The organism is Rhizobium sp. ZX09 (assembly GCF_017357485.1).
GTDB classification, from domain to species: Bacteria; Pseudomonadota; Alphaproteobacteria; order Rhizobiales; family Rhizobiaceae; genus Agrobacterium; species Agrobacterium pusense.
The window spans coordinates 2,803,175-2,828,283 of sequence record NZ_CP031363.1; the positions used below are offsets into that span (position 1 = coordinate 2,803,175).

Consider the following 25,109-nt stretch of genomic DNA (forward strand, 5'->3'; position numbering starts at 1 on the left):
GCGGTTTCCTGCCGCCGGTCGACCGTGATCAACTTTAACAGGCGAACCGGCTGAATGTCGGGCGCCGTGGAGGGGCATCTTTCATGAAGTCGTTATTTAATGAACCTGCCGAAGCAGTCTGCGGGGCAATTTTTATGGGGCTTGGCGTCTTTTTTGCCTTGCAGTCCTATGGTCTGGAAATCGGAACCGCCTTCCGTATGGGGCCGGGCTACTTCCCGCTGGTACTCGCGATCATCCTGATCCTGCTTGGCGGCGTCATATTCCTGCGCGCAACCCGGCCGGCTGGCGAGGGCATCGGCGCAATCGCCTGGCGCGGCATATTTTTCATCCTGCCCGCGCCGATCTTTTTTGGTTTCACTGTTCGGGGCCTGGGTTTTGTGCCGGCGCTGTTTTTCAGCGCGCTCATTGCGTCCTTCGCCTCACACAAGATGAGCCCGTTGATGGCGGTCGTTCTTTCCGCGGCTATCACTGTCTTTTCCGTCGCTGTTTTCAATTATGGTCTTGGCCTGCCTTTCCAGCGCTTCGGCCCCTGGCTCAACTTCTGAGGTATAGCGATGGATTTGCTCGATAATCTTGCGCTCGGTTTCGTCACCGCCTCGTCGCTGGCAAACCTCTTTTTCTGCCTGATCGGCGTGCTGCTTGGCACCCTCATCGGCGTTCTGCCCGGCATCGGCGCGACGGCGACGATCGCCATGTTGCTGCCGATCACCTTCCAGCTTGAGCCCGTCTCGTCGCTGATCATGCTCGCCGGCATCTATTACGGTGCGCAATATGGTGGATCGACCACGGCGATCCTGATCAATATGCCCGGCGAATCGTCCTCTGCCGTCACCGCCATCGATGGTTACCAGATGGCACGCAAGGGCAAGGCGGGTGCAGCGCTTGCCATCGCCGCCATCGGATCGTTCTTCGCCGGCACGGTGTCAACCTTCCTCGTCGCAATCTTTGCGCCGCCGCTCACGGCAATCGCGCTGGAATTCGGCGCGGCGGAGTATTTCTCGCTGATGGTCGTCGGCCTTGTGTCTTCCATCGCGCTCGCCCATGGCTCCATCGTCAAGGCGTTGGCCATGGTCGTGCTTGGCCTGCTGCTCGGTCTCGTCGGCACGGATATCTATAGCGGCACGCCGCGTTTCACCCTCGGTATCCGCGAATATGCCGATGGCCTGAATTTCGTGGCTGTGGCTGTGGGTGTCTTCGGTATCGCCGAAATCCTGCGCAACCTCGAAAACGAGCTGACCCGTTCGGTGCTGATCGCCAAGGTTAGCGGCTTGATGCCGACCAAGGATGATTTCAAGCGCATGGTAGGGCCGGTTCTGCGCGGCACGGCCATTGGTTCGGCTCTCGGCATCCTGCCGGGTGGCGGGGCGATCCTTGCCGCCTTTGCCTCCTACACCGTGGAGAAACGTGTCTCCAAGAACCCGGAAGAATTCGGTCATGGTGCGGTCGCCGGTGTGGCCGGTCCGGAATCAGCCAACAATGCCGGCGCCCAGACGTCGTTCATTCCGCTGCTCACGCTCGGCATTCCGGCCAATCCGGTGATGGCGCTGATGATCGGCGCGATGATCATTCAGGGCATCGTTCCCGGTCCGAATGTGGCGACCGAACAGCCGGCGCTGTTCTGGGGCATCATCGCCTCCATGTGGATCGGCAATCTGATGCTCGTCATCCTCAACCTGCCGCTGATCGGGCTGTGGGTGAAGCTGCTGACGGTGCCCTACTACGTGCTCTTCCCGATCATCATGGCCTTCTGCGCCATCGGGGTCTACAGCGTCAATTCAAACGTCTTCGATCTCTATGCCGTCGCCTTCTTCGGCTTCATCGGCTACGTACTGGTGAAACTGCGCTGCGAACCTGCCCCTTTGCTGCTCGGCTTCGTGCTCGGTCCGCTGCTGGAGGAGAACCTGCGGCGCGCCATGATCCTGTCGCGTGGCGATCCGTCGACCTTCGTGACCCGGCCGATCAGCGCAACCCTGCTTTTCATTGCGCTCGCCGTGCTGATCATCGTCTTCCTCCCCAGCGTGAAGAAGAAGCGCGAAGAGGTTTTCGTAGAAGAAGACTGAGAATGCGATAAACTCAAAAGGCCGGCGATGTCTCCATCGCCGGCTTTTCTGTCTCTGTTTCCGCCATGCCGAATTCGCTTCACGAAAGCGACATATAGTTGACTCGCGAGCCTTTAGGCCCAAGGAAGGGCTGGAAAGAGAGGTCACCATGACGTCGGAAACCGAAGAACGGATCATCGCGCTCGAGGAAACGGTCGCGCATCAGTTGAAGGTGATAGAGGAACTGTCCGACCAGCTGGCGGAGCAGTGGAAGGTTGTTGAACAGACCCGCGCCAAGCTTGATCGCCTGACGGAGCGGTTCCTGAGTCTTGAGGAGCAATCGCTGGACGCGCCTGCCATCACAAGGCCACCGCATTACTGACGGGAGAACAGCATGAAAAACGACACAGCCAAGCTCGCTGAAGAAATCGTCGACTTCTGGAAGAAGGCTGGCCCGGAAAAATGGTTCGACAAGGACGCCGCCTTCGACAGTCACTTTCACGACCGGTTCCGTGACGCTCATTTCGCTGCCGCAAGGCGGGAACTGGATGGCTGGCTGGAGGGTGCAGAAAGCAGCCTCGCCTTGATGCTGCTGCTGGATCAGTTTCCACGCAACTGCTTTCGCGACACGGCCCACATGTATGCGACCGATCCTCTGGCGCGGCTTTTGGCCGATGAAGCCGTCCGGCGCGGACATGATCAGGCAGTGAGTGAGGATCTGCGGGTTTTCTTCTATCTACCGTTTTCTCACGCAGAAGATCTGGAGGCGCAGCACCGGGCGTGCCGTCTCAATCGGGCGCTTGGCGGGCTTTATCTGCATCACGCCGAAGAACATCGCGAGATCATCGAGCGTTTCGGCCGCTTTCCGCATCGTAACAAGATATTGTTGCGGGAAACGACACCGGAGGAGCGGCGATATCTGGAAGAGGGCGGCTTTTCAGGCTGACCCCAAAAAGAAAACGCCGCCAGTCCAAGGGATGGCGGCGTTTCTGATGGTGAAGAACGGCGGCACTCAGCCGTCGAAGAATTCCTTCATCCGGGCGAAGAAGCCCGTCGATTCCGGATTATTCTCCTTGGAAGACAGCTGCTCGAACTCCTGCAGCAGCTCGCGCTGTCGCTTGCTGAGTTTCTGCGGCGTCTCGATCTGAATCTGGATATAGAGATCGCCCGTCTGCGCCGAACGCAGCACCGGCATGCCCTTGCCCTTCAGACGGAACTGCTTGCCCGGTTGGGTGCCTTCCGGAACCGTGACGCGCGACTTCGTGCCATCGAGCGTCGTGACATCGAAGGTGCCGCCAAGCGCTGCCGTCGTCATCGAGATCGGCACGGTGCAATAGAGATCGGCACCGTCGCGCTGGAAGAACTCATGCGGGCGCACGGACAGGAAGATATAGAGATCGCCCGCCGGACCGCCACGCATGCCGGCTTCGCCCTCGCCCTGCAGGCGAATGCGTGTGCCGTCCTCGATGCCCGGGGGAATGTTGACCGAGAGCGAGCGCTCTTCCGTTACGCGGCCCTGACCATGGCACTTGCCGCAGGGGTCGGAGATCGTCTGTCCACGGCCATGGCAGGTGGGGCAGGTGCGCTCCACCGAGAAGAAGCCCTGAGCGGCGCGCACGCGGCCTGAACCCTGGCAGGTGGCGCATGTCTTCGGCTGCGTGCCGGGCTTGGCGCCCGAGCCGGAACAGACGTCGCAGGTGATCGAGGTCGGAACCCTGATCTGCGCCGTCTTGCCGGTGAAGGCTTCTTCCAGCGTGATTTCCATGTTGTAGCGAAGATCGGCACCGCGTTCGCGACCGCCGGAAGATCGGCGCGCGCGACCGCCGCCCATCATCTCGCCGAAGATGTCTTCGAAAATATCCGAGAAGCCGCCATTGGCGAAACCGCCGCCGCCAAAGCCGCCACCGCCGCCCATGCCGCCATTTTCAAAGGCCGCATGGCCGAAACGATCGTAGGCCGCGCGCTTCTGCGGATCCTTCAACGTTTCGTATGCTTCGTTGATTTCTTTGAATTTCCGTTCGGAATCGGCATCATCAGGGTTTTTGTCCGGATGGTACTTCATCGCGAGTTTGCGGAAGGCGCTTTTCAGCTCTTTTTCGTCCGCAGTCTTGCTGACGCCGAGTGTTTCGTAAAAGTCTGCTTTCGCCATTCAGTTAACAAGCCCCGCAAATGGATTTCCGGCTGCACGCGGCAGCCGGATGTCTTGCATAAATTGTCAGGAGACGGAAAGTCGCGCGATTATGCGGACTTCTTGTCGTCCTTGATTTCTTCGTAGTCAGCGTCGACGACGTCATCCTTGCCGCCTTCGGAAGCATCGCCAGCTTCGGCCTGCTGCGCTTCATAGATGGCCTGACCGAGCTTCATGGAGACTTCCATGAGGGTCTGGGTCTTCGCCTGGATGTCGTCGGCGTCAGGCTCGGAAGCCTCAACCGCGGTCTTCAGGGTGGCAATGGCGTCTTCGATCGCCTTGCGGTCGGTTTCGGAAACCTTGTCACCATATTCCTTCACCGACTTCTCGGTGGAATGGATGAGGCTTTCAGCCTGGTTCTTGGCTTCCACGCCCGCACGACGCTTCTTGTCGGCCTCAGCATTGGCTTCGGCGTCCTTGACCATCTTTTCGATGTCGGCGTCAGAAAGGCCACCGGAGGCCTGGATGCGGATCTGCTGTTCCTTGCCGGTGCCCTTGTCCTTGGCCGAAACCTGCACGATACCGTTCGCGTCGATATCGAAGGTAACTTCGATCTGCGGAACACCACGCGGTGCCGGCGGCAGGCCAACGAGGTCGAACTGACCAAGCAGCTTGTTGTCCTGCGCCATTTCGCGCTCACCCTGCGAGACGCGGATGGTCACGGCCGACTGGTTGTCTTCGGCGGTCGAGAAGGTCTGGCTCTTCTTCGTCGGGATCGTCGTGTTGCGATCGATCAGACGCGTGAAGACGCCACCCAGCGTTTCGATGCCGAGCGACAGCGGGGTCACGTCGAGCAGCAGAACGTCCTTGACGTCGCCCTGCAGAACGCCAGCCTGAATGGCCGCGCCCATGGCAACAACTTCATCAGGGTTCACGCCCTTATGCGGCTCCTTGCCGAACAGCTGCTTGACGACTTCCTGCACCTTCGGCATGCGGCTCATGCCACCGACGAGAACGACTTCGTCGATCTCGGAAGCGGAGACGCCGGCGTCCTTGAGCGCTGCCTTGCAAGGTGCAACGGTGCGCTGCACGAGGTCGTCGACCAGGCTTTCGAACTTCGCACGGGTCAGCTTCAGCGTCAGGTGCTTCGGACCGGAAGCGTCAGCCGTGATGAACGGCAGGTTGATTTCGGTCTGCTGCGAGGACGACAGTTCGATCTTCGCCTTTTCAGCAGCTTCCTTGAGGCGCTGCAGAGCGAGCTTGTCGTTCTTCAGGTCGATGCCCTGATCCTTCTTGAACTCGCCGGCCAGATACTCGACCAGACGCATGTCGAAGTCTTCACCGCCAAGGAAGGTATCGCCGTTGGTGGACTTCACTTCGAAGACGCCGTCGCCGATTTCCAGAACGGAAATATCGAAGGTGCCGCCGCCAAGGTCATAAACGGCGATCGTCTTGCCGTCCTTCTTGTCGAGGCCGTAAGCGAGTGCTGCCGCGGTCGGCTCGTTGATGATGCGCAGAACATCAAGGCCGGCGATGCGGCCGGCATCCTTGGTTGCCTGGCGCTGCGCGTCGTTGAAGTAGGCGGGAACGGTGATGACGGCCTTCTCGACCTTTTCACCGAGATAGGCTTCAGCGGTTTCCTTCATCTTCTGCAGGATCATCGCGGAAATCTGCGAAGGGGAATAATTCTTGTCCTGCGCCTTCACCCAGGCGTCGCCATTGTCACCCTTGACGATCTCAAAAGGAACAAGAGCCTTGTCCTTCTCGACGGTCGGGTCTTCATAACGGCGGCCGATCAGGCGCTTTACCGCAAACAGGGTGTTAGTCGGATTGGTGACCGCCTGGCGCTTGGCCGGCTGGCCGACAAGGCGTTCGCCATCGTCGGAAAATGCCACCATGGACGGCGTGGTACGTGCGCCTTCCGCGTTTTCAATAACTTTCGTGTCCTTGCCATCCATCACTGCGACGCAGGAGTTGGTTGTGCCAAGGTCGATACCGATTACTTTTGCCATGCTCTTCTCTCCTTGAAGCGCGCTGTCTGAACCCCGTGAGGCATTCCTTTGACAGCACCTTGACTTGGATTTGCAGCCTTCGCTGCTGTTATGCGGCGTATATAAGGAGCGATTTTTGCGGCTGCAAGGCGCAAGAGCAGGGGAAAGGCAGCAAAAAAGCGCCGGAAACTCTTTCTTTGCAGATGCATAGCCATCAAGGCTTGCGTAAGCCGAAAAACGCGACTTTGACGCTATGCTGCGCAGTCGTCCGGCGCCGCAGGCACAAGGACTTCAGGGATGCCATTATAAAGGTTTGAAGTGGGCGAAATGGCGGACAGGGTGGGATTCGAACCCACGGTACGCTTTCACGCACACACGCGTTCCAGGCGTGCGCCTTAAACCACTCGGCCACCTGTCCTTTTTCAAGTCTGCATGTCATGAAGAATGCAAATCACTGGAACGGCGCGATATATACCGATGAATTCGCAGGGATCAACACGAATCTGACAGTTTTTTGAATTGTCGGCAATTTCATGCCTTTCGATGCGATTGCAATCGCGTTTTCCGGCCTTTATCCATGCAGGAAATGTTTCAAAATGTGGCTGCCGTAAGCGGCAGACCGTGAGCGAGGTATCCCAATGAAAGCTTTTTTGCGGTTTTTGAGCTTTCTTTTCCTCGCCGCAGCGATTTTTCTGGGTGTGCTCGATTCGATCCGCTCTGTTTCCACGTCATCAGTCACCATCACCGGCATATTGTCAGTCTGGAACTATCTTCTTCCTGCTTCGCGAACCATGGTGGAAGCGTCTCTGGCTCACTATATTCACCCTGAAGCGTGGCGCTTCATAGAAAATGCCCTGTCGGCACTGCCTGCATTTGCCTTTTTCCTCGCTCTGTCCCTCCTGTGCTGGATGGCCGGTTACAGAAAATACAAGGCGACGAGACGTTTGTCGGTCTGACGGGGCTGGCGCCCGCGGATGTGAACCGTGAGAAGCGGCGGAACTGGCCGCATGGAGGACCGAATGTTCCTGTTCGATACGCTTTCTAAAAAAACGACGATGCCGACCGAAGAGACGGCGTTGCCTGGCCGTGAAGAGGCTCTCGTTGTGCCGGAACTTCACTTCGTCAACGGCAGACCTCTGAAGGGGCCTTATCCGGATGGCTTCGAGACCATCTATCTCGGCATGGGTTGCTTCTGGGGCGCGGAGCGGTTGTTCTGGAAGACGCCCGGCGTTTGGGTGACGGCGGTCGGTTATGCCGGCGGCTTTACCCGCAATCCGACCTATCAGGAAACGACGACGGGTCAGACGGGCCATGCCGAGGTGGTCAAGGTTGTCTACGATCCGGCGGTGATCTCGCTCGGGGCGCTCTTGAAGATATTTTTCGAGGAGCACGATCCCACTCAAGGCATGCGGCAGGGCAACGACGTCGGCACGACCTATCGTTCCGCCATTTATGCGACGACGGAAGGGCAGCTGCAGCAGGCACAGAAAGCTCGAGACGCATTTCAGCAGGCTCTGGAAGAGGCTGGCCATGCCGGCGCCATCACCACCGAGATCGGCCCGCTTGAAACGTTTTATTATGCTGAGGACTATCACCAGCAATATCTTGCCAAGAACCCGGGTGGCTACTGCGGCCTCAGGGGAACCGGCGTAAGCTGTAATATCGACTAGTTTTTTTGCAGTTCTGCCCGGTGGAAAGACTAAAAAATCGCCAGATCAAAGTTTTTCCACCGGGTCAAAAAAACCGGATGAATTTTTCATTGAGCCATGCAAGGATATGAGGCAAGCACAGCCGGTATAACGGCTGGCGGTTCCGCAGACATTCCCGGGAAACGGGATTGCGGGAGGACCCTTAAAATATCAATTGCAACAACAGGGCTGCACAATGAAAAAATCCCTTCTGACGCTTTTTGCGCTTGCCGCGATGTCGGCCTCCGCGCTCGCCGCGGATATCAAGCCTGCGCTGGTCTATGGCACGGGCGGCAAGTTCGACAAGTCGTTCAACGAGGCCGCTGCGGCCGGCGCTGAAAAGTTCAAGGCGGAAACGGGCATCGAATTCCGCGACTTCGAACCGACCAGCGACACGCAGGGCGAACAGGCCATCCGCAACTTCGCCAGCAAGGGTTTCAACCCTGTCGTCGCCGTATCCTTCGCCTGGACGTCGGCCATGGAAAAGGTTGCCGCCGAGTTCCCCGACACCAAGTTCGTCATCGTCGATTCCGTCGTTGAACTGCCGAACGTCCGCTCGGTCGTCTACAAGGAGCACGAAGGTTCTTACCTCGTCGGTCTGCTGGCCGGCATGGCTTCCAAGACCGGCAAGGTCGGGTTTATCGGCGGCATGGACATTCCGCTGATCCGCAAGTTCGCCTGTGGTTACGCTCAAGGCGCCAAGGCTGCCAACGACAAAATCGAAGTCTTCCAGAACATGACCGGCACCACCGGCGCTGCCTGGAACGACCCTGTGCGCGGCGGCGAGCTTACCAAAAACCAGATCGATCAGGGCGCGGACGTGATTTACGCGGCAGCCGGTGCGACCGGTATCGGCGTGCTCCAGACTGCCGCCGACAACAAGAAATTCTCGATCGGCGTCGATTCCAACCAGAACCACCTGCATCCCGGTTCGGTTCTGACCTCGATGGTCAAGCGCGTCGATCTGGCCGTTTACAACGCCTATAAGGACGCCAAGGATGACAAGTTCACGCCTGGCATCGTCGCTCTCGGCGTCAAGGAAGACGGCGTTGCCTACGCGCTCGATGATAACAACAAGGCGCTCATCACGCCTGAAATGACTGCTGCCGTGGACAAGGCCAAAGCCGACATCATCTCCGGCGCCGTCAAGGTCCATGATTACATGGCGGACAATTCCTGCCCGAAATGATATGATATGTGGCTGGGGCGCATGATGTTTTTCATCTTGCGCCCTTTTCATATCCAGCCTTCGGAGAGGTTTCGGTTTGAATATGGACCCTGCAATCGAACTCGTGGGCATCGACAAGAAATTCGGTGCCGTACACGCCAACAAGAACATCAATCTGACAATTGCCAGGGGTACGATCCACGGCATCATCGGGGAAAACGGTGCCGGAAAGTCGACTTTGATGTCGATCCTCTACGGTTTTTACCAGGCGGATGCCGGTGAAATCCGGGTGAACGGCACGCCGGTTTCGATCCGCGACAGTCAGGCCGCCATCAATGCCGGTATCGGCATGGTGCATCAGCACTTCATGCTGGTCGAAAATTTTACCGTGCTGGAAAATGTCATGCTGGGCGCAGAAGGCGGTGCGCTGCTGGCCAATGGCCGGGCTGGTGCACGCAGGGAGCTGAAGCGCCTGGAGGACGATTATGGACTGGAAGTCGATCCCGATGCGGTGATCGAGGAATTGCCAGTCGGCCTCCAGCAGCGCGTCGAAATTCTGAAAGCCATGTATCGTGGCGCGGAAATCCTGATCCTTGACGAGCCGACCGGCGTTCTGACGCCGGCAGAGGCCGATCACCTGTTCAAGATCCTCGGCGTGTTGCGTGATCAGGGCAAGACAGTCATTCTCATCACCCATAAGCTGCGCGAGATCATGGCGATCACGGACTCCGTCTCCGTCATGCGTCGCGGCGAGATGGTGGCGACCCGGAAAACCTCCGAAACGAGCGTCGAGGAGCTGGCCGAACTCATGGTCGGCAGACGGGTGCTGCTGCGGGTGGAAAAGGGCGAAACGACGCCGGGCGACGTTCTTTTGTCGATCCGCAATCTCACCGTCAAGGATAGCCGCGGCGTCACCATGGTGGATGACGTTTCGCTGGATGTCCGCGCCGGGGAAATCGTCGGCATTGCCGGTGTCGCAGGCAACGGCCAGTCGGAGCTGCTGGAAGCCATCGCCGGCATCCGAAAGCCCTATTCCGGCGAAATCTGGATCGACGGACAGAAGGTGGATCGCCCCGATCCCGCAATTTTACGCAGGCTTGGCCTCGCCCATATCCCGGAAGACCGCCATCACATGGGGCTGGTGCTGAAATTCGAGGAATATGAAAACTCCATCCTCGGTTATCATCACGACGAAAGGTACGGCAAAGGGCCGTTCCTCAACCCCGAGGCCATTCGCAGGGATGCGGTCGAGAAGATCGAGAAATACGATATCCGCCCGCCAAACCCGCAGCTGAAGACCGCCAACTTTTCCGGCGGCAACCAGCAGAAGATCGTTGTCGCCCGTGAAATCGAGCGTGACCCCAAGATGCTGATCATCGGCCAGCCGACACGCGGCGTGGATATCGGCGCGATCGAATTCATTCATCGCCGCATCATCGAAATGCGCGATGCTGGCAAGGCGATTTTGCTGGTTTCCGTCGAACTCGATGAAATCCGGTCGCTGTCGGACAGGATCATGGTCATGTTCGCAGGCCGGGTCGTCGGAGAAAAAACGGCGGAAGCCGAAGAACAGACGCTGGGCCTGATGATGGCCGGCATCGCCGCATGAGGCATGAATGAGCACCGCTTCCGTACCGCTGCCAAACTGGATTACCTACGGCCTCCTGCCGTTTCTCAATGTCGTTACCGCCTTTCTGATTTCCGGCCTCGTTGTCTGGTCCATCGGTGAAAACCCGCTGGCAGCGCTGCGCCTGCTGATCGAAGGGGCGCTCGGCCGTGGTGATGCCATCGGCTTCACGCTGTTTTATACGACGAGTTTCATCTTCACCGGCCTCTCGGTCGCCGTCGCGTTCCATGCCGGGCTCTTCAATATCGGCTCCGAAGGTCAGGCCTATGTCGGCGGCCTTGGCGCGGCGCTGGTGGCGCTGGCACTCGATCGTTATGTGCCATGGTACGTGACGATGCCCTTCGCCGTCATCGGCGCTGCTGTTTTTGGCGCTGCCTGGGCCTTCATTCCGGCCTGGTTGCAGGCAAAACGCGGCAGTCACGTGGTCATCACCACCATCATGTTCAACTTCATTGCTGCGGCCTTGATGGTTTACCTGCTGGTGAACGTGCTGATCGTGCCCGGCAAGATGGCGCCGGAAACCCGCACTTTTCTGCCGGGCGGCCAATTGCCGAAACTCGACTGGCTGATGGCGCTCTTCGGCCTGAAGCTTGGTCCGGCGCCGTTTAACGTCTCCTTCCTGATAGCGCTGGTGATGTGTTTTCTGGTGTGGGTGCTCATCTGGCGCACCAAGCTCGGTTATGAAATGCGCACGCTCGGCATCAGCCCCTCCGCCGCCATTTATGCCGGTATTCCCTATGCACGCACCGTCATCATCGCCATGCTCATCTCAGGCGGTCTGGCGGGCATGATGGCGCTGAACCCGGTTATGGGCGCGTCGGCCCGTCTGCAGGTGGAATTCGTCGCCGGTGCGGGCTTCGTCGGTATCGCCGTGTCGCTGATGGGCCGAAGCCATCCGCTCGGCATCATCTTCGCGGCATTGCTGTTCGGCATTCTCTATCAGGGCGGCGCAGACCTTTCCTTCGAGATGCCCAACATTACCCGCGAGATGATCGTGGTCATTCAGGGTCTTGTGATCCTTTTCGCCGGCGCGCTGGAATATATGTACCGGCCTGCAATCGTCCGCATTTACCAGCGTCTGGCAAAGGGGTGAGCTGACATGGATTTCTTCGATATGCTGGTCAGCATTCTGGGCTCGACCGTTCGTCTCACCATTCCGCTTCTCTTTACCGCACTGGCCGGGCTCTTTTCCGAGCGGGCCGGCGTGTTCGATATCGGCCTTGAGGGCAAGATGCTGGCAGCGGCCTTCGCTTCCGCCTGCGTTGCCTATATCACGGCGAACCCCTGGGCTGGCCTCTTGGCCGGTATTGCCGTCTCGATCCTGTTCTCGCTGATCCACGGCTTTGCCGTCATCACCAATCGCGGCAACCAGATCGTGTCGGGCGTGGCGTTGAACTTCATTGCCGCCGGCCTGACCGTGGTACTGGGACAGGCCTGGTTTGGCCAGGGCGGACGCACACCGCAGCTTCCGGGCGAGGGGCGTTTTGCCCCGATCATCCTGCCCGGCGCTGATGCCATGCGCGAGGTTCCCTTCATCGGCCCGCTCTATGCAAACGTCATTTCCGGCAACAACATCCTCACCTATCTTGCCTTCCTGGCGGTGCCGCTGTCCTGGTGGGTGCTTTACCGAACGCGTTTCGGCCTGCGCCTGCGCGCGGTCGGTGAAAATCCGGGCGCTGTCGATACGGCTGGTATTTCGGTGACATGGATGCGCTTCCGCGCTGTCATTGTCGCCGGTTTTCTCTGCGGTTTTTCGGGCGCCTATCTTGCTGTGGCTCAATCCGCTGCTTTCATCGCCAACATGTCGGCGGGCAAGGGCTACATCGCGCTCGCAGCGTTGATCTTTGCGAAATGGAAGCCGGTGCCAGTCATGTTCGCCTGCCTTCTGTTCGGTTTTCTGGATGCTGTCGCGAACTTCATGCAGGGTAAATCCGTGCCTGGCATCGGCGAAGTGCCGGTGCAGATATTCCAGGCCATGCCCTATATTCTGACCTGCATCCTGCTTGCGGGTTTCATCGGCGTTGCCAAGCCCCCGAAGGCCGGTGGCGTTGCTTATGCGAAGGAGCGTTAACCCCATGTCCTCCGACCCGAAATCCGATCCGCAGGCCCATGCCCTGTTTGAGGCGGCAGTAGAGGCCATGGCCTTCGCCCATGCCCCCTATTCAAAATTTCCCGTCGGTGCGGCAATCCGCGCCGAAGACGGCAAGATCTACAAGGGCGCCAATATCGAGAACATCTCCTTCCCGCAGGGCTGGTGCGCAGAACCATCAGCCATCAGCGCCATGATCATGGGCGGGGCGAAAAAGATCAATGAAGTCGCCGTTATCGCCGAGAAGCTGCCGCTCTGCTCTCCTTGTGGCGGCTGCCGCCAGAAGATCGCCGAGTTCGCCACGCCGGAGACAAAGATTTATCTTTGTGACGAAACCGGCGTCCAGAAGGTCATGACCATGGAAGAGCTGCTACCCTCCGTCTTCAAGACCGAGCTGCCCTGATGACCGACGGTTTGATCGACATTCTGGTGGACCGCCTGAACGGCCTCATGCCGCGCGTCGCCATCGTGCTTGGCTCCGGTCTGGGATCGCTGGTGGAAGAGGTGAGCGAGCCGATCCGCATTCCTTACGCCGAGCTGCCCGGCTTTCCCGCTGGCGGCGTTTCCGGCCATGCGGGCGAACTGGTGGCCGGTTATCTCGGCGGTGAGCCCGTCATGATGCTGTCGGGTCGGGTCCATTTCTACGAAAAGGGTGATCCCGCAGCGATGCGCCCGGTCATCGAAGCGCTCGCCGGCCTGGGCGTGCAGTCGCTCATCCTCACCAATTCGGCGGGTTCGGTCAGGCAGGATATGCCACCCGGCTCCGTCATGCAGATCACCGATCACATCAATTATTCCGGCATGAACCCGCTGATCGGTGAGGAAAGCGACCGCCGCTTCGTCGGCATGACGACGGCTTATGATCCTGATCTTATGCTTGCCATGCGCAATGCCGCCATCCGTGCGACGGTGCCATTGTTCGGCGGTGTCTATATGTGGTTCTCTGGCCCCAGCTTCGAAACACCGGCGGAAATCCGCATGGCGCGTCTGCTGGGGGCGGATGCCGTGGGCATGTCTACCGTGCCGGAAGTCATCCTTGCGCGCTTTTTCGGGATGCGCGTCGCTGCCGCATCGGTTATTACCAATTACGGTGCCGGCATGACCGGCGCGGAACTGAGCCATGAAGAAACCAAGGACATGGCTCCCGTGGGTGGCAAAAGGCTTGCCGCCATTCTGAAGGAAATGATCGCAGGAGGAGCGTGACCATGGAACTCCAGCGTCCGCGCGAAGCGGCTGCCCTCACTTTGTCCTTGCTGGACCTCACCAACCTCAAGGAAGACTGCACGCCACAGCAGATCGCCGCGCTTTGCCAGCGGGCGCATACGGAGTTTGGCAATACGGCCGCCATCTGCATCTGGCCGCGTTTCGTGGCGCAGGCGCGCGCCGCCTTCGGAAAGGACCACACGATCCGCATTGCAACGGTCGTCAATTTTCCGTCGGGTGATCTTGATGTCGCAACCGTGGTCGCGGAAACCGAGGTGGCGATCCGCGACGGTGCGGATGAAATCGATCTTGTCATTCCCTATCGCAAATTCATCGCGGGCGATGAAACCGCGGTTTCCGACATGGTGGCCGCCGTTCGCAAGGCCTGCGCTACACCCGTGCTGCTCAAGGTCATTCTCGAAACCGGCGAGCTGAAGGACAGGGCCCTGATCCGTCGGGCTTCCGAAATTTCAATCGCCGAAGGCGCCGATTTCATCAAGACCTCGACAGGAAAGGTTGCCGTCAACGCCACGCTGGAGGCGGCTGACATCATGTTGCAGGCGATCCGCGACAGCAAACAGAAGGTGGGCTTCAAGCCGGCCGGCGGGATCGGTACCGTGGAGGACGCGACACTTTACCTGCGGCTGGCGGAAACCATCATGGCGCCGAACTGGGCCATGCCTTCGACGTTCCGTTTCGGCGCTTCAGGTCTCCTTGACGACGTGCTGAACGTTCTGGCCGGCGGAGAGCCCGCCAGGACCGCCAGCGGGTATTGAGCTTGATCCCGCAGGAAACCATCCGCCGCAAACGCGATGGCCTGGCGCTCTCGCCGCAGGAGATCGCCGCATTCATCGAAGCGCTGTCGAAAGACGGCATCTCGGAAGGGCAGGCGGCGGCTTTTGCCATGGCGGTGTTTTTCCGTGGCATGAATCGGGATGAGATGGTGGCATTGACACTTGCCATGCGTGACAGCGGTGATGTCCTGTCCTGGAGCGATATCGGCAGGCCGGTTGCCGACAAGCACTCGACCGGTGGCGTTGGAGACAATGTCTCTCTGATGCTCGCCCCGATCGTAGCCGCCTGTGGTCTCGCTGTGCCGATGATTTCCGGCAGGGGCCTTGGGCATACCGGCGGCACGCTGGACAAGCTGGAAGCGATTCCCGGTTACAATGTCATGCCGGACGAGGTTCTGTTTCGCCGGGCGGTGAAGACGGTCGGCTGTGCCATCATCGGTCAGACGGGTGGCCTCGCCCCCGCTGACAGACGCCTCTATGCCATTCGCGATGTGACCGCGACGGTCGATTCCATACCGCTGATTACGGCTTCCATCCTGTCGAAGAAGCTGGCGGCCGGGCTGCAGACGCTTGTGCTTGATGTCAAGGTCGGCAACGGCGCCTTTATGCAAAGCATTGACGATGCACGAACGCTCGCCCGCGCGCTGGTCGATGTGGCTGTTGGCGCAGGTTTGCCGACAACGGCGCTGATAACAGATATGAACCAGCCGCTCGGCGATGCCGCCGGCAATGCCGTTGAAATCGTCAATTGTCTCGATTTTCTGGCTGGTCGCAAGGCTGGCAGCCGTCTGGAAAACGTGGTTCTGTCTTTCGCGGCGGAAATGCTCGTGCAGGCTCAAAAAACGGCCACACTGGAAGAAGGCGCAGCACTGGCGTCGGCCGCCCTCTCCTCCGGCCGGGCAATGGAAATTTTCGCGCGAATGATTTCGGCATTGGGCGGGCCAACGGATTTCGTTGAAAATCCTTTCCTTTATCTGCCGTCCGCGCCAGTCACTCTTCCGGTCCAGGCCGTGAGCAGCGGCTGGCTGACATCCTGCGCAACGCGCGAACTCGGCATCGCCGTCGTCGGACTTGGCGGCGGCAGACGAAAACCCTCGGACAGGATCAATCCCGCCGTTGGTATTTCGAATATCCTGCCGCTTGGGATGAAGGTGGAAAAGGGAGAACCGATTGCCATTGTCCATGCAGCGTCCGGAGAAGACGCAGCCTACGCCATTAAAGCGATAACGGCCTGCTATGGAATCAGCGACGACGCGCCGGAAGTCGCTGCACCCGTTCTCGAGCGTATCACCTGACCAGCCGCATTTCGCCGCCAGAAACCTTGAACGACGATAATTGCTTCAGGAAGCTCATGCCGACCAGCATGTTGCTCAGTGCATTGTCCTTCAGCACCATGGCGTCGACATTCTGCACGCGGATCGTGCCTATCTCCACCCGGTCGAGCTTCACATAGGCGGCCATGGTCTGACCGTTGGCGGTTGAGATCGCGTATTTGAAATCCAGACTGTTGACGCCGTATCCGAGCCGACGTGCAATCGTCTCATTGATGGCAACCGTTGAAGCACCGGTGTCGATAAGTCCGTCGAATGATTTGCCGTTGATACGAAAGGTGGCGTTGAAGTGGCCGCGGGCGTCAGCTTTCAGATTGACTCCGCCCAACGAAACAGGCTGGGGTTTGGCTGCTTCGGCCACAATTTCGGTTTTTGCTACGCTGCTTTCCGGGCGCGGCTGAAATTTGTCCATCAGAACGGGTATTTGTGTGGCGCCGATGGAAAGGCCAACAAGCAGAAAAATCGCGCGCGCCAGCAAGTCTTCACTCCTCCGAGGGCCGGTTACCCCTGGCAAGAATAGACGCAAAACATGCCGAAATCTTAAAAGAAAAAGCCACCCGCCGCTGATCGGGCGGCGAATGGCGTAAAAGGTTAAGCGATGATGAATGGTTACTTGGTGCCGTACATGCGGTCGCCGGCATCACCGAGGCCGGGGACAATGTAACCCTTCTCGTTCAAATGCCTGTCGATCGCGGCGGTGTAGATCGGCACATCGGGATGTGCCTCACGGAAATTCTTGATGCCTTCGGGGGCTGCCAGAAGACACAGGAAGCGGATGTTCTTCGCACCACGCTCCTTTAGCTTTTCCACGGCGGCGATGGAGGAGTTGCCGGTCGCCAGCATGGGGTCGACAACGATGACCAGACGGGCATCGAGGCTTTCGGGAGCCTTGAAATAATATTCGACGGCCTCAAGCGTATCGTGGTCGCGATAGACGCCGACATGGGCAACGCGCGCCGAAGGCACCAGTTCGAGCATGCCTTCCAGAAGGCCGTTGCCGGCGCGCAGAATGGAGGCGAAAACCAGCTTCTTGCCTTCCAGCACCGGTGCCTGAATGGTCTCGAGCGGCGTATCGATGGTTTCCATCGTCATTTCAAGATCGCGCGTCACTTCATAGCAGAGCAGCGTCGAAATCTCCCTGAGCAGGCGGCGGAAGCCGGCTGTGGAGGTTTCCTTCTTGCGCATGATGGTGAGTTTGTGCCGCACCAGCGGATGTTCGATGACTGTGACGCCGTCCATGAAACTGGCCTTCCTTTTTTCTTGTGCCCCTGTAATTGACCGAAAGTCGGCTTTTCGCAAGCCTTCTTCGTGGTTTTACCCTGCCAACAGCTGCATCAGGCGCCGTCGAGTTTTTTAAGCAGCCTTCCGCGCGTTGCCTCGTCAACGAAGGCACATTCCAGTGCGGTGCGGGTCATGCGGTTTATCTCGCCATCGCTGAAGCCGAACTCGTCGGCGGCCAGCGCATATTCCCGTGCAAGTGATGTAAAGAAGAATGGCGGGTCGTCGGAGTTGATGCAGACCCGCACTCCCGCGTCGCTGAGGGCTCTCAGCGGATGGCTGGCGAAGTCGGGATAGACCTTGAGCGCAATATTGGAGCCGGGACAGACTTCAAGGACTGTTCCGGTTTCGGCGAGCCGTGCAACGAGACCGGCATTCTCGATTGCCCGCACGCCATGCCCGATGCGGGATGGTTTGACGAGATCAAGTGCATCGGCCACGCTTTCCGGCCCGCAAACCTCGCCGGCATGAATGGTCAATCCAAGGCCGGCATCGCGTGCGATATCGAAGGCGCGCGCATAATCGGCGACGCGGCCCATACGCTCCTCGCCCGCCATGTTGAACCCCGTCACCAGCGGATGTTGGGTGCGCGCCGCATATTCGGCCGCGGCGATCACTCGCTCCGGACCGAAGTGCCGCTCGCCTGTGACGATGATGCGGGTTTCGATACCCGTCTTCTCTTTTGCAATCCGGATGCCTTCGGCAATGCCGGCCAGATAAGCGTCGGCGCCAAGCCCGATGCGGTCGCCATGGTCGGGCGAAATGATCAGTTCGCTATAGATGGTATTGGCTTCTGCGAGTTCGGTCAGATAGGCCTCGGTCAGAACGGCATAATCCTCATCCGTCTTGAACACTTGCGCCACCGCATCATAACAACGAATGAATTCGGCGAAATCCGACCATACATATTGGCCGTCCCGCAGAAAGCTGCTGGTGTCGATTCCGTATTTCTCAGCCTGTTTCGCGACGAGGGCGGGCGGGGCCGCACCTTCGATGTGGCAGTGAATTTCCGCCTTCAGCAAATGCGATGTCAAATGAAGCTCCTGCCGTGAGAACCGGCCTCGATACCTAGATGGTGGGCGATGCTTTCGCCGATATCGGCGTAGCTTGAACGAATGCCGACATCGCGCGAGCGAATGCCCGGGCCGAATGCCATGATCGGCACCCTTTCCCGTGTGTGGTCCGTGCCCCGCCATGTGGGGTCGCAGCCGTGATCGGCGGTAAGAAGAGCGATATCGCCAGGCGCCATCTTGCGGTGGATTTCGGGAATTCGCGCATCGAAAGCCTCAAGGGCGGCGGCGTAACCGGCAACGTCGCGCCGATGGCCATAAAGCATGTCGAAATCGACGAAATTGGTAAAGACGAGATCGCCGTTTTCTGCCTCGTCGATAGCCTGCAGCGTCGCATCCATCAGGGCGGCGTTGCCGTTTGCCTTGATGACGCGTGAAACGCCCTGGTGGGCATAGATATCGCCGATCTTGCCGATGGCGTGCACTTTTCGGCCGGCCTCCACAAGCCGGTCGAGCAGAGTAGGCTCCGGTGGCAGCACGGAAAAATCGCGGCGGTTGCCGGTGCGTTCGAAGGTCGCGACCGTTTCGCCGACGAAGGGGCGCGCGATGACGCGGCCTATGTTCAGCGGATCGAGCAGCTTGCGTACCGTCTCGCAGAGCGTGATGAGCCGCCCCAGGCCAAAATGCGTTTCGTGCGCGGCAATCTGGAACACGGAATCCGAAGATGTGTAACAGATCGGCTTGCCGCTCCGGATATGTTCTTCGCCGAACCGCGCGATGATCTCGGTGCCGGAAGCATGGCAATTGCCGAGAATACCCGGAAGATCCGCCTCCTCGCAGATCGCTTTCACCAGTTCCGGCGAAAACGCATCGCCCTCCGTCGGAAAATATCCCCAGTCGAACGTCACCGGCGTTCCCGCGATCTCCCAGTGACCGGACGGAGTGTCCTTGCCCTTCGAAACCTCGCTGGCGCAGCCATGCAGGCCAAAAATGCGTTCCGGCGCCTCCATGCCGGCGGGAATGTCACCACTTGCCTGCCTTGCGATCTCCAGCAGGCCGAGTGAACACATGTTCGGCAGCTTCAGCGGTCCGGACCGTAGTCCCGTTCTGTCAGCTGCACCGGCAGCGCAGAATTCCGCGATGTGACCGAGCGTATTCGCTCCAAGATCGCCATAGTGCTCCGCATCCGGCGCACCGCCGACGCCGAAGGAATCCAGAACGAGAAGAAATGCTCTTGCCATAACTCACCGAAACGAAGCTGCGCCGACGGGCATGTCAGGCCGAACTGTCGTTATAGATCAGCAAAACGTGAAGAAGGAAGGGGTTTTGTGAACCATCCGGTAAAACCGGCCGCTCAATCCTTGCCCCGCTTTGACCTCGGGGCGTTCAGATTGCGCAGCACATACCAGCCCGCCGCGACGACCATGGCCGCGAGAATGTACCAGGTAATGGCGTAGGAGAGATGGTTGTTGGGGAAGGTAAGCATGGTCTTGCCACCGACCGGCAGACCGCCGGGATTGGGCGCCGCATCGGCATCGACATAAAACGGTGCGACGCCCGAAAGGCCGGAGGCCTGCGATATCTGCGGAATATTGCGGGAGTACCAGCGTCCATTTGCGGGGTCATTGGTGCGGAGGAAAAGCCCGCCTGTTTCGGGGGCACGCATCAGCCCGATGACCTCCGCGCGGCCTGCCGGCTGACCTTCCTGTCGCGATGACGGGTCTCGCCTGTCGGACGGGACGAAGCCGCGATTGACGATGATGCTCGTGCCATCATCCCGTCTCAGCGGTGTCATGATCCAGTAACCCGGGCCGAGATCGGTAACGGTATAGACCTGGACCTCTTTGTCGTTGAGGAAAGTGCCCGAAAGTCTCACACGGCGATATTCGTACTCCGCTGGCTCGCCGAGCGCCGGCCACTGCCCGGCGGCGGGCGCTTCGGTGGGTTCTGCGTGCACACGGGCCTCGACACGCTCAATCAGGTCGAGCTTCCAGGAAAGCCTTTTGACCTGCCAGGTTCCAAGAGCCAGCAGCAGCCCTGTCAGGACGACGGTCAGAAACAGAACGACGATGGCTGCGGGGCGAATGCCGCGCTTGGGGGGCGTTGTTTTGGTCATGTCACGGTCCTTGAGAAGCGTGTCTGGCAGAGGTGTCGTCCACCTGACCGGGCCTCATCGCCCCGAATGCGCTTCTTCCAGCAGATAACCCCATAAATCGCGCCACGATTCATGGGGTCATGTGTTGGCGCGGAAGGCGGCCTGCCGGGCTCCCGGCAGGCCGCAATTTCTGGTTAAGGCAGGTTTTTCACATCTTCGATGTGCAGCGGCATCATGTTCTTGTTCATGTTGTACATGACCCACAGCGAACCGGAGAGCGTGATCAGCAGCACCACGACGGTGAAGATCAGCGCCATGAAGGTCCAGCCGCCTTCCGACTTCGTGTCCATGTGCAGGAAATAAATCATGTGCACGAAGATCTGGATGACGCCAAGGCCCATGATAGCGATGACGAGCAGCGTCTTGTTTTCAAGGACGTCGCCCATGACAAGCCAGAAGGGGATCGCCGTCAGAATGACCGAAAGGATGAAGCCGATCATGTAGCTTTTAAACGTGCCGTGGCTCGCGCCATCATGGTGATGATGGTCGTCGCCATGCGCGTCGTGATGTGCGTGTGCTTCGGAACTCATCAAAGAACTCCCATGAGGTAAACGAAGGAGAAGACGCCGATCCAGATGACGTCGAGGAAGTGCCAGAACATCGACAGGCACATCAGGCGACGCTTGTTCGCCGCGATCAGGCCATGCTTGGCGACCTGCACCATCAGCGTGACGAGCCAGATGATGCCGAAGGTGACGTGCAAACCGTGGGTGCCGACCAGCGCGAAGAACGACGACAGGAAAGCCGAACGGTGCGGACCGGCTCCTTCTTCGATCAGGTGGTGGAACTCGTAAAGTTCGACGGCAAGGAAGGCGAGGCCGAAGAGACCGGTGATTCCGAGCCAGACCAGGGTCGTCTTCACCTTCTGCTTTTCCATTTCCAGCATGGCGAAGCCATAGGTGATGGAGGAGAAAAGCAGGAAGCCGGTGTTGATGGCGACGAGCTTGAGATCGAACAGATCCGCGCCCGAAGGTCCGGCCGCATAGCTGCGGCCGAGGACGGCGTAGGTGGCGAAGAGCACGGCAAAAATCAGGCAGTCGCTCATCAGGTAGAGCCAGAAGCCGATCGAAGTGCCGTTCTCGGGATGATGGTCTTCCTTCAGGTAAAAGACCGGTGGTTCAGCGCCGTCGACGCTTTGTGCAGGTGTATGAGCCATGTTTCGTTACGCCTGTTTCGCGAGCAGCTTGGTACGTTCCGCCTCAACCGTAGAGACGTCGGAGGCTGGAATGTAGTATTCGCGATTGTAGTTGAAGGTATGGGCGATCGATACCGCGACGATGCCGATGAATGACAGAACTGCCAGCCACCAGATGTGCCACACCAGGGCAAAGCCCAGCACCACGCTGATGGCGCTGATGATGACGCCCGAGCCGGTATTCTTCGGCATGTGGATTGGGATGAAGCCTTCCAGCGGGCGGCTGTAACCGCGCTTCTTCATGTCCGTCCAGGCGTCAACATCGTGAATGACGGGCGTGAAGGCGAAATTATACTGCGGCGGCGGCGAAGACGTCGACCATTCCAGCGTGCGGCCATTATAGGGGTCGCCGGTGACGTCACGCAGCTTGTCGCGCTTCAGGAAGCTGACGATGAGCTGGATGACGAAGGAGGCGATGCCGAGCGCGATCAGGAAGGCGCCGAAGGCGGCAATCAGGAACCAGATCTGAAGAGAGTTGTCTTCGAACTGGCTGAGGCGGCGGGTAATGCCCATCAGGCCGAGAATATAGAGCGGCATGAAGGCGAAATAGAAGCCGGTGAACCAGAACCAGAAGGACAGCTTGCCCCAGAACGGATCGAGACGATAGCCGAAGGCCTTCGGGAACCAGTAGACGATGCCGGCGAGAACGCCGAACACCACGCCGCCGATGATCGTGTTGTGGAAGTGGGCGATCAGGAACAGCGAGTTATGCAGCACGAAGTCCGCTGGCGGTACGGCGAGAAGGACGCCGGTCATGCCGCCGATGACGAAGGTGATCATGAAGCCGATCGTCCACAGCATCGGCACGTCGAACTTGATGCGGCCCTTATACATGGTGAAGAGCCAGTTGAAGATCTTCGCACCCGTCGGAATCGAGATGATCATCGTCGTGATGCCGAAGAAGGCATTGACGTTTGCGCCCGACCCCATGGTGAAGAAGTGGTGCAGCCAGACGATATAGGACAGGATGGTGATGACGGCAGTGGCGTAGACCATCGACGCATAACCGAAGAGGCGCTTGCCTGAGAAGGTGGCGACGATTTCGGAGAAGATACCGAAAGCCGGCAGTACCAGAATATAAACTTCCGGATGGCCCCAGATCCAGATGAGGTTGACATACATCATCGGATTGCCGCCAAGGTCGTTGGTGAAGAAATTCGTACCAGCGTAGCGGTCAAGGGTCAGAAGCGCGAGCGTTGCGGTCAGGATCGGGAAGGATGCCACGATCAGGATGTTCGAACACAGCGACGTCCAGACGAAGATCGGCATACGCATCATGGTCATGCCCGGCGCGCGCATCTTGATGATGGTCACGATCAGGTTGATGCCTGACAGCGTCGTTCCGACACCCGCGATCTGCAGACCCCATATATAATAGTCGACCCCCACTCCGGGGCTTCCGTCGATGCCGGAAAGCGGCGGATAGGCAAGCCAGCCCGTCTGCGCATATTCACCGATGAACAGCGAGATCATGGTGATGACGGCGCCAGCCGTGGTCATCCAGAAGGAGAAATTGTTGAGGAACGGGAATGAAACGTCGCGGGCGCCGATCTGCAGCGGCACGACGAAGTTCATGAGACCGGTGATCATCGGCATGGCCATGAAGAAGATCATGATGACGCCGTGGGCGGTGAATATCTGGTCGTAGTGATGCGGCGGAAGATATCCCTCCGATCCGCCGGAGGCGATGGCCTGCTGCACGCGCATCATGATGGCGTCGGCAAAACCGCGCAGAAGCATGATAAGCGCCAGAATGATGTACATGATACCGATCTTCTTGTGATCGATGCTCGTGAACCATTCATTCCAGAGGTAGCCCCACAGCCTGAAATAGGTGATGGCGCCGACGACGGCGATGCCACCCAGAGCCACGGCCGCGAAGGTGGCGACAAGAATGGGCTCGTGAAGCGGGATTGACTCCCAGGTTAGCCGTCCGAACAGGAACGACGTTTGATCGGAGTTGACGACCATTTTAGCCTCTTGCGATTCAAAGACGTAAATTCGGCGCGGACAGGCCGCGCCGCAGAATGCCGGGACGTATCGTCAGCCAGCGACTTGTTTGGTTTCCGGCAGCGCCGCAGGTTCGAAAGTCTGGCCTTCGATAGCAGCCGGAGTGGATTGTGGACCGCTGGCGACGCCATAAGGCGCAAGCGGGGTGCAGACGACGGAGTTAAGCGCCTTGGCGATGTCGATGCCTTCCTTGCCGCCGCCGCCATTGGCGTCGATATGCATCATGTCGCGCATGCAGAGCTTGTTGGGCTCCACGCAACGGTTGAGGATGGCGCTGTAGAGTTCCGGATCGACCGAAGCGAAATATTGCACCGGCTCGCGCTCCGAAGGCTTGGCGAATTCGAGATATTCCTGGCGCCCGAAGCCCTTGCCGCCTTCCTTTGCCTTGGCCACCCACTGGTCGAAGCCCTGCTGGCTGAGGCCGTGGAATTTGAAGCGCATATGCGAGAAGCCGGGGCCGGAGAAGTTGGCCGAGAAGCCGTCATAGACGCCTTCCTTGTTGATCACGGCATGCAGCTTGGTCTGCATGCCGCCCATGGCATAAATCTGGCCGGCCAGTGCTGGAACGAAGAAGGAGTTCATCGCCGTCGTGCCGGTGATCTTGAAATTGATCGGAACATCGACCGGAGCGGCGAATTCATTGACGCTTCCAATGCCGAGTTCAGGGTAGAAGAACAGCCACTTCCAGTCCATGGCCACAACTTCGACGGTGATCGGCTTGATATCGGCGGTGACCTGACGGTTCTCGTCGATGCGCTCCAGCGGCCGATAAGGGTCGAGTCGGTGGGTGGAAATCCAAGTCACGGTACCGAGCATCAGAATGATCGCGACGGGTGCCGACCAGATCACCATCTCAAGGCGCGTGGAATGGTGCCACTCGGGATCGTAATCCTCGGCCTTGGCCGACTCGCGGTACTTCCATGCGAAGAACAGCGTCAGGGCAATGACGGGAACGATGATCAGCAGCATCAAGACCGTGGACGTGATGATAAGATCGCGCTGCTGGATGGCGACGTCGCCCGACGGATTCATGACAACAAGGTTACAGCCGCTGAGCAGCAGCATTGCCGGAATTGCCAGGAGGGCGGATGGGAGTTTTTTGATCATGCGCACGTTCTTTGAACTCGTACAGTTTGGATTATGCCGCGAATAATTGCCGAACATCATTTTTCAAATGAGGTATATTGTCGCGGTGCAGCGAAATCGTTGCGATGCACCATATGGCGGTCAAAGCTGCGTTTACAGGCGGAGCGCGTGCATTATCGCATAGGAAGCCCGTGGGGCAAGCCTTTCTTCTCAAACTTCAATTGACGTTACGTAGGGTGCGTGTGACAATCCGTCACATCGTAACGCAACGGAAGAGGAGCCTGCGCGTTACAGGAAATGGTTCGTCCATGACGCAG

At 58.9% G+C, this 25,109-nt stretch carries 25 protein-coding genes and 1 tRNA gene; 14 read left to right on the plus strand and 12 right to left on the minus strand.

The window, feature by feature from the left end; all coding sequences use genetic code 11:
• The first annotated feature begins 83 nt into the window (after window positions 1-83).
• From BTN45_RS13660 to BTN45_RS13675, 4 genes are all read left to right on the plus strand, one after another.
• Window positions 84-545, plus strand: coding sequence for a tripartite tricarboxylate transporter TctB family protein (locus BTN45_RS13660; protein ID WP_207588289.1), 462 nt, complete (start codon window positions 84-86; stop codon window positions 543-545).
• A gap of 9 nt (window positions 546-554) precedes the next feature.
• Entirely contained in the window at window positions 555-2,060 is a 1,506-nt protein-coding gene (locus tag BTN45_RS13665) for a tripartite tricarboxylate transporter permease (RefSeq protein WP_207588291.1), read from the plus strand.
• Window positions 2,061-2,208: 148 nt separating this feature from the next.
• On the plus strand, window positions 2,209-2,421 hold the full coding sequence (locus tag BTN45_RS13670) for a SlyX family protein (RefSeq protein ID WP_004439151.1): 213 nt from the start codon (window positions 2,209-2,211) through the stop codon (window positions 2,419-2,421).
• Between the two features lie 12 nt (window positions 2,422-2,433).
• Window positions 2,434-2,985 carry a DUF924 family protein gene (locus tag BTN45_RS13675; RefSeq protein WP_207588293.1) on the plus strand — a complete coding sequence of 184 codons (552 nt, stop codon included), beginning with the start codon at window positions 2,434-2,436 and terminating at the stop codon, window positions 2,983-2,985.
• Between the two features lie 66 nt (window positions 2,986-3,051).
• On the opposite strand, the gene dnaJ is transcribed toward BTN45_RS13675, so the two are convergent.
• From dnaJ to BTN45_RS13690, 3 genes are all read right to left on the minus strand, one after another.
• Window positions 3,052-4,188, minus strand: a complete 1,137-nt coding sequence (gene dnaJ / locus BTN45_RS13680) for a molecular chaperone DnaJ (RefSeq protein WP_207588295.1) — start codon at window positions 4,186-4,188, stop codon at window positions 3,052-3,054.
• An 89-nt stretch (window positions 4,189-4,277) separates the two neighbouring features.
• Window positions 4,278-6,179, minus strand: a complete 1,902-nt coding sequence (gene dnaK / locus BTN45_RS13685; protein ID WP_004439158.1) for a molecular chaperone DnaK — start codon at window positions 6,177-6,179, stop codon at window positions 4,278-4,280.
• Window positions 6,180-6,486: 307 nt separating this feature from the next.
• A tRNA-Ser gene (locus BTN45_RS13690) sits at window positions 6,487-6,576 on the minus strand.
• Between the two features lie 220 nt (window positions 6,577-6,796).
• On the opposite strand from BTN45_RS13690, the gene BTN45_RS13695 reads away from it, so the two are divergent.
• The 10 genes from BTN45_RS13695 to deoA all read left to right on the plus strand — a co-directional run bounded on the left by BTN45_RS13695 (window position 6,797) and on the right by deoA (window position 16,022).
• Window positions 6,797-7,114: a hypothetical protein gene (locus tag BTN45_RS13695; RefSeq protein WP_004439161.1), complete on the plus strand. Its 318-nt coding sequence runs from the start codon at window positions 6,797-6,799 to the stop codon at window positions 7,112-7,114.
• Between the two features lie 63 nt (window positions 7,115-7,177).
• The gene (gene msrA, locus BTN45_RS13700; protein ID WP_112766027.1) at window positions 7,178-7,828 is read left to right on the plus strand and encodes a peptide-methionine (S)-S-oxide reductase MsrA; all 651 of its coding nucleotides are present in this window, start codon (window positions 7,178-7,180) and stop codon (window positions 7,826-7,828) included.
• Window positions 7,829-8,042: 214 nt separating this feature from the next.
• Window positions 8,043-9,035: a BMP family ABC transporter substrate-binding protein gene (locus BTN45_RS13705; RefSeq protein WP_004439166.1), complete on the plus strand. Its 993-nt coding sequence runs from the start codon at window positions 8,043-8,045 to the stop codon at window positions 9,033-9,035.
• 82 nt (window positions 9,036-9,117) lie between these two features.
• Window positions 9,118-10,623, plus strand: coding sequence for an ABC transporter ATP-binding protein (locus BTN45_RS13710; RefSeq protein ID WP_207588297.1), 1,506 nt, complete (start codon window positions 9,118-9,120; stop codon window positions 10,621-10,623).
• Window positions 10,624-10,630: 7 nt separating this feature from the next.
• Window positions 10,631-11,734 (plus strand): ABC transporter permease, encoded by a 1,104-nt coding sequence (locus tag BTN45_RS13715; protein ID WP_004439171.1) that lies wholly within the window; start codon window positions 10,631-10,633, stop codon window positions 11,732-11,734.
• Between the two features lie 6 nt (window positions 11,735-11,740).
• The gene (locus BTN45_RS13720) at window positions 11,741-12,712 is read left to right on the plus strand and encodes an ABC transporter permease (protein ID WP_004439173.1); all 972 of its coding nucleotides are present in this window, start codon (window positions 11,741-11,743) and stop codon (window positions 12,710-12,712) included.
• 4 nt (window positions 12,713-12,716) lie between these two features.
• Window positions 12,717-13,133: a cytidine deaminase gene (locus BTN45_RS13725; protein ID WP_004439175.1), complete on the plus strand. Its 417-nt coding sequence runs from the start codon at window positions 12,717-12,719 to the stop codon at window positions 13,131-13,133.
• The gene (locus tag BTN45_RS13730) at window positions 13,133-13,933 is read left to right on the plus strand and encodes a purine-nucleoside phosphorylase (protein WP_006699811.1); all 801 of its coding nucleotides are present in this window, start codon (window positions 13,133-13,135) and stop codon (window positions 13,931-13,933) included. Before BTN45_RS13725 ends, BTN45_RS13730 begins: the two co-directional genes overlap by 1 nt.
• Before the next feature lie 2 nt (window positions 13,934-13,935).
• Window positions 13,936-14,709 (plus strand): deoxyribose-phosphate aldolase, encoded by a 774-nt coding sequence (gene deoC / locus BTN45_RS13735; RefSeq protein ID WP_022555369.1) that lies wholly within the window; start codon window positions 13,936-13,938, stop codon window positions 14,707-14,709.
• Window positions 14,706-16,022 carry a thymidine phosphorylase gene (gene deoA / locus BTN45_RS13740; RefSeq protein ID WP_207588299.1) on the plus strand — a complete coding sequence of 439 codons (1,317 nt, stop codon included), beginning with the start codon at window positions 14,706-14,708 and terminating at the stop codon, window positions 16,020-16,022. Before deoC ends, deoA begins: the two co-directional genes overlap by 4 nt.
• Here the strand turns inward: deoA and BTN45_RS13745 are convergent.
• From BTN45_RS13745 to cyoA, 9 genes are all read right to left on the minus strand, one after another.
• Window positions 16,015-16,536: a TIGR02281 family clan AA aspartic protease gene (locus BTN45_RS13745; RefSeq protein WP_004439183.1), complete on the minus strand. Its 522-nt coding sequence runs from the start codon at window positions 16,534-16,536 to the stop codon at window positions 16,015-16,017. The two genes, deoA and BTN45_RS13745, sit on opposite strands and share 8 nt — an antisense overlap.
• Before the next feature lie 131 nt (window positions 16,537-16,667).
• On the minus strand, window positions 16,668-17,297 hold the full coding sequence (gene upp / locus BTN45_RS13750) for a uracil phosphoribosyltransferase (RefSeq protein WP_004439188.1): 630 nt from the start codon (window positions 17,295-17,297) through the stop codon (window positions 16,668-16,670).
• A 95-nt stretch (window positions 17,298-17,392) separates the two neighbouring features.
• Window positions 17,393-18,370, minus strand: coding sequence for an adenosine deaminase (locus BTN45_RS13755; protein WP_207588301.1), 978 nt, complete (start codon window positions 18,368-18,370; stop codon window positions 17,393-17,395).
• A complete protein-coding gene (locus BTN45_RS13760) occupies window positions 18,367-19,587 on the minus strand; it encodes a phosphopentomutase (protein WP_207588303.1) in 1,221 nt (406 codons plus the stop codon). The genes BTN45_RS13755 and BTN45_RS13760 overlap by 4 nt, the downstream gene beginning before the upstream one ends.
• 113 nt (window positions 19,588-19,700) lie before the next feature.
• Window positions 19,701-20,462, minus strand: a complete 762-nt coding sequence (locus BTN45_RS13765; RefSeq protein WP_207588305.1) for an SURF1 family protein — start codon at window positions 20,460-20,462, stop codon at window positions 19,701-19,703.
• A 173-nt stretch (window positions 20,463-20,635) separates the two neighbouring features.
• Window positions 20,636-21,031, minus strand: coding sequence for a cytochrome o ubiquinol oxidase subunit IV (gene cyoD / locus BTN45_RS13770; protein ID WP_004439196.1), 396 nt, complete (start codon window positions 21,029-21,031; stop codon window positions 20,636-20,638).
• On the minus strand, window positions 21,031-21,657 hold the full coding sequence (gene cyoC / locus BTN45_RS13775; RefSeq protein ID WP_006699805.1) for a cytochrome o ubiquinol oxidase subunit III: 627 nt from the start codon (window positions 21,655-21,657) through the stop codon (window positions 21,031-21,033). Before cyoC ends, cyoD begins: the two co-directional genes overlap by 1 nt.
• A 6-nt stretch (window positions 21,658-21,663) precedes the next feature.
• A complete protein-coding gene (gene cyoB, locus BTN45_RS13780) occupies window positions 21,664-23,667 on the minus strand; it encodes a cytochrome o ubiquinol oxidase subunit I (protein ID WP_004439200.1) in 2,004 nt (667 codons plus the stop codon).
• A gap of 72 nt (window positions 23,668-23,739) precedes the next feature.
• On the minus strand, window positions 23,740-24,813 hold the full coding sequence (cyoA, locus tag BTN45_RS13785; protein WP_034496355.1) for a ubiquinol oxidase subunit II: 1,074 nt from the start codon (window positions 24,811-24,813) through the stop codon (window positions 23,740-23,742).
• Window positions 24,814-25,109 lie beyond the last annotated feature (296 nt).

What these genes read in the sequence shown, in the direction of transcription:
- cyoA (WP_034496355.1), bottom strand. Translation starts at nt 24,813, where the DNA reads ATGATCAAAAAACTCCCATCCGCCCTCCTGGCAATTCCGGCAATGCTG.
- upp (WP_004439188.1), bottom strand. Translation starts at nt 17,297, where the DNA reads ATGGACGGCGTCACAGTCATCGAACATCCGCTGGTGCGGCACAAACTC.
- BTN45_RS13660 (WP_207588289.1), top strand. Translation starts at nt 84, where the DNA reads ATGAAGTCGTTATTTAATGAACCTGCCGAAGCAGTCTGCGGGGCAATT.
- BTN45_RS13765 (WP_207588305.1), bottom strand. Translation starts at nt 20,462, where the DNA reads ATGACCAAAACAACGCCCCCCAAGCGCGGCATTCGCCCCGCAGCCATC.
- dnaJ (WP_207588295.1), bottom strand. Translation starts at nt 4,188, where the DNA reads ATGGCGAAAGCAGACTTTTACGAAACACTCGGCGTCAGCAAGACTGCG.
- BTN45_RS13705 (WP_004439166.1), top strand. Translation starts at nt 8,043, where the DNA reads ATGAAAAAATCCCTTCTGACGCTTTTTGCGCTTGCCGCGATGTCGGCC.
- cyoD (WP_004439196.1), bottom strand. Translation starts at nt 21,031, where the DNA reads ATGAGTTCCGAAGCACACGCACATCACGACGCGCATGGCGACGACCAT.
- msrA (WP_112766027.1), top strand. Translation starts at nt 7,178, where the DNA reads ATGTTCCTGTTCGATACGCTTTCTAAAAAAACGACGATGCCGACCGAA.
- cyoB (WP_004439200.1), bottom strand. Translation starts at nt 23,667, where the DNA reads ATGGTCGTCAACTCCGATCAAACGTCGTTCCTGTTCGGACGGCTAACC.
- cyoC (WP_006699805.1), bottom strand. Translation starts at nt 21,657, where the DNA reads ATGGCTCATACACCTGCACAAAGCGTCGACGGCGCTGAACCACCGGTC.
- BTN45_RS13665 (WP_207588291.1), top strand. Translation starts at nt 555, where the DNA reads ATGGATTTGCTCGATAATCTTGCGCTCGGTTTCGTCACCGCCTCGTCG.
- deoC (WP_022555369.1), top strand. Translation starts at nt 13,936, where the DNA reads ATGGAACTCCAGCGTCCGCGCGAAGCGGCTGCCCTCACTTTGTCCTTG.
- BTN45_RS13675 (WP_207588293.1), top strand. Translation starts at nt 2,434, where the DNA reads ATGAAAAACGACACAGCCAAGCTCGCTGAAGAAATCGTCGACTTCTGG.
- BTN45_RS13725 (WP_004439175.1), top strand. Translation starts at nt 12,717, where the DNA reads ATGTCCTCCGACCCGAAATCCGATCCGCAGGCCCATGCCCTGTTTGAG.
- BTN45_RS13730 (WP_006699811.1), top strand. Translation starts at nt 13,133, where the DNA reads ATGACCGACGGTTTGATCGACATTCTGGTGGACCGCCTGAACGGCCTC.
- BTN45_RS13715 (WP_004439171.1), top strand. Translation starts at nt 10,631, where the DNA reads ATGAGCACCGCTTCCGTACCGCTGCCAAACTGGATTACCTACGGCCTC.
- BTN45_RS13670 (WP_004439151.1), top strand. Translation starts at nt 2,209, where the DNA reads ATGACGTCGGAAACCGAAGAACGGATCATCGCGCTCGAGGAAACGGTC.
- BTN45_RS13695 (WP_004439161.1), top strand. Translation starts at nt 6,797, where the DNA reads ATGAAAGCTTTTTTGCGGTTTTTGAGCTTTCTTTTCCTCGCCGCAGCG.
- BTN45_RS13720 (WP_004439173.1), top strand. Translation starts at nt 11,741, where the DNA reads ATGGATTTCTTCGATATGCTGGTCAGCATTCTGGGCTCGACCGTTCGT.
- dnaK (WP_004439158.1), bottom strand. Translation starts at nt 6,179, where the DNA reads ATGGCAAAAGTAATCGGTATCGACCTTGGCACAACCAACTCCTGCGTC.
- BTN45_RS13760 (WP_207588303.1), bottom strand. Translation starts at nt 19,587, where the DNA reads ATGGCAAGAGCATTTCTTCTCGTTCTGGATTCCTTCGGCGTCGGCGGT.
- BTN45_RS13710 (WP_207588297.1), top strand. Translation starts at nt 9,118, where the DNA reads ATGGACCCTGCAATCGAACTCGTGGGCATCGACAAGAAATTCGGTGCC.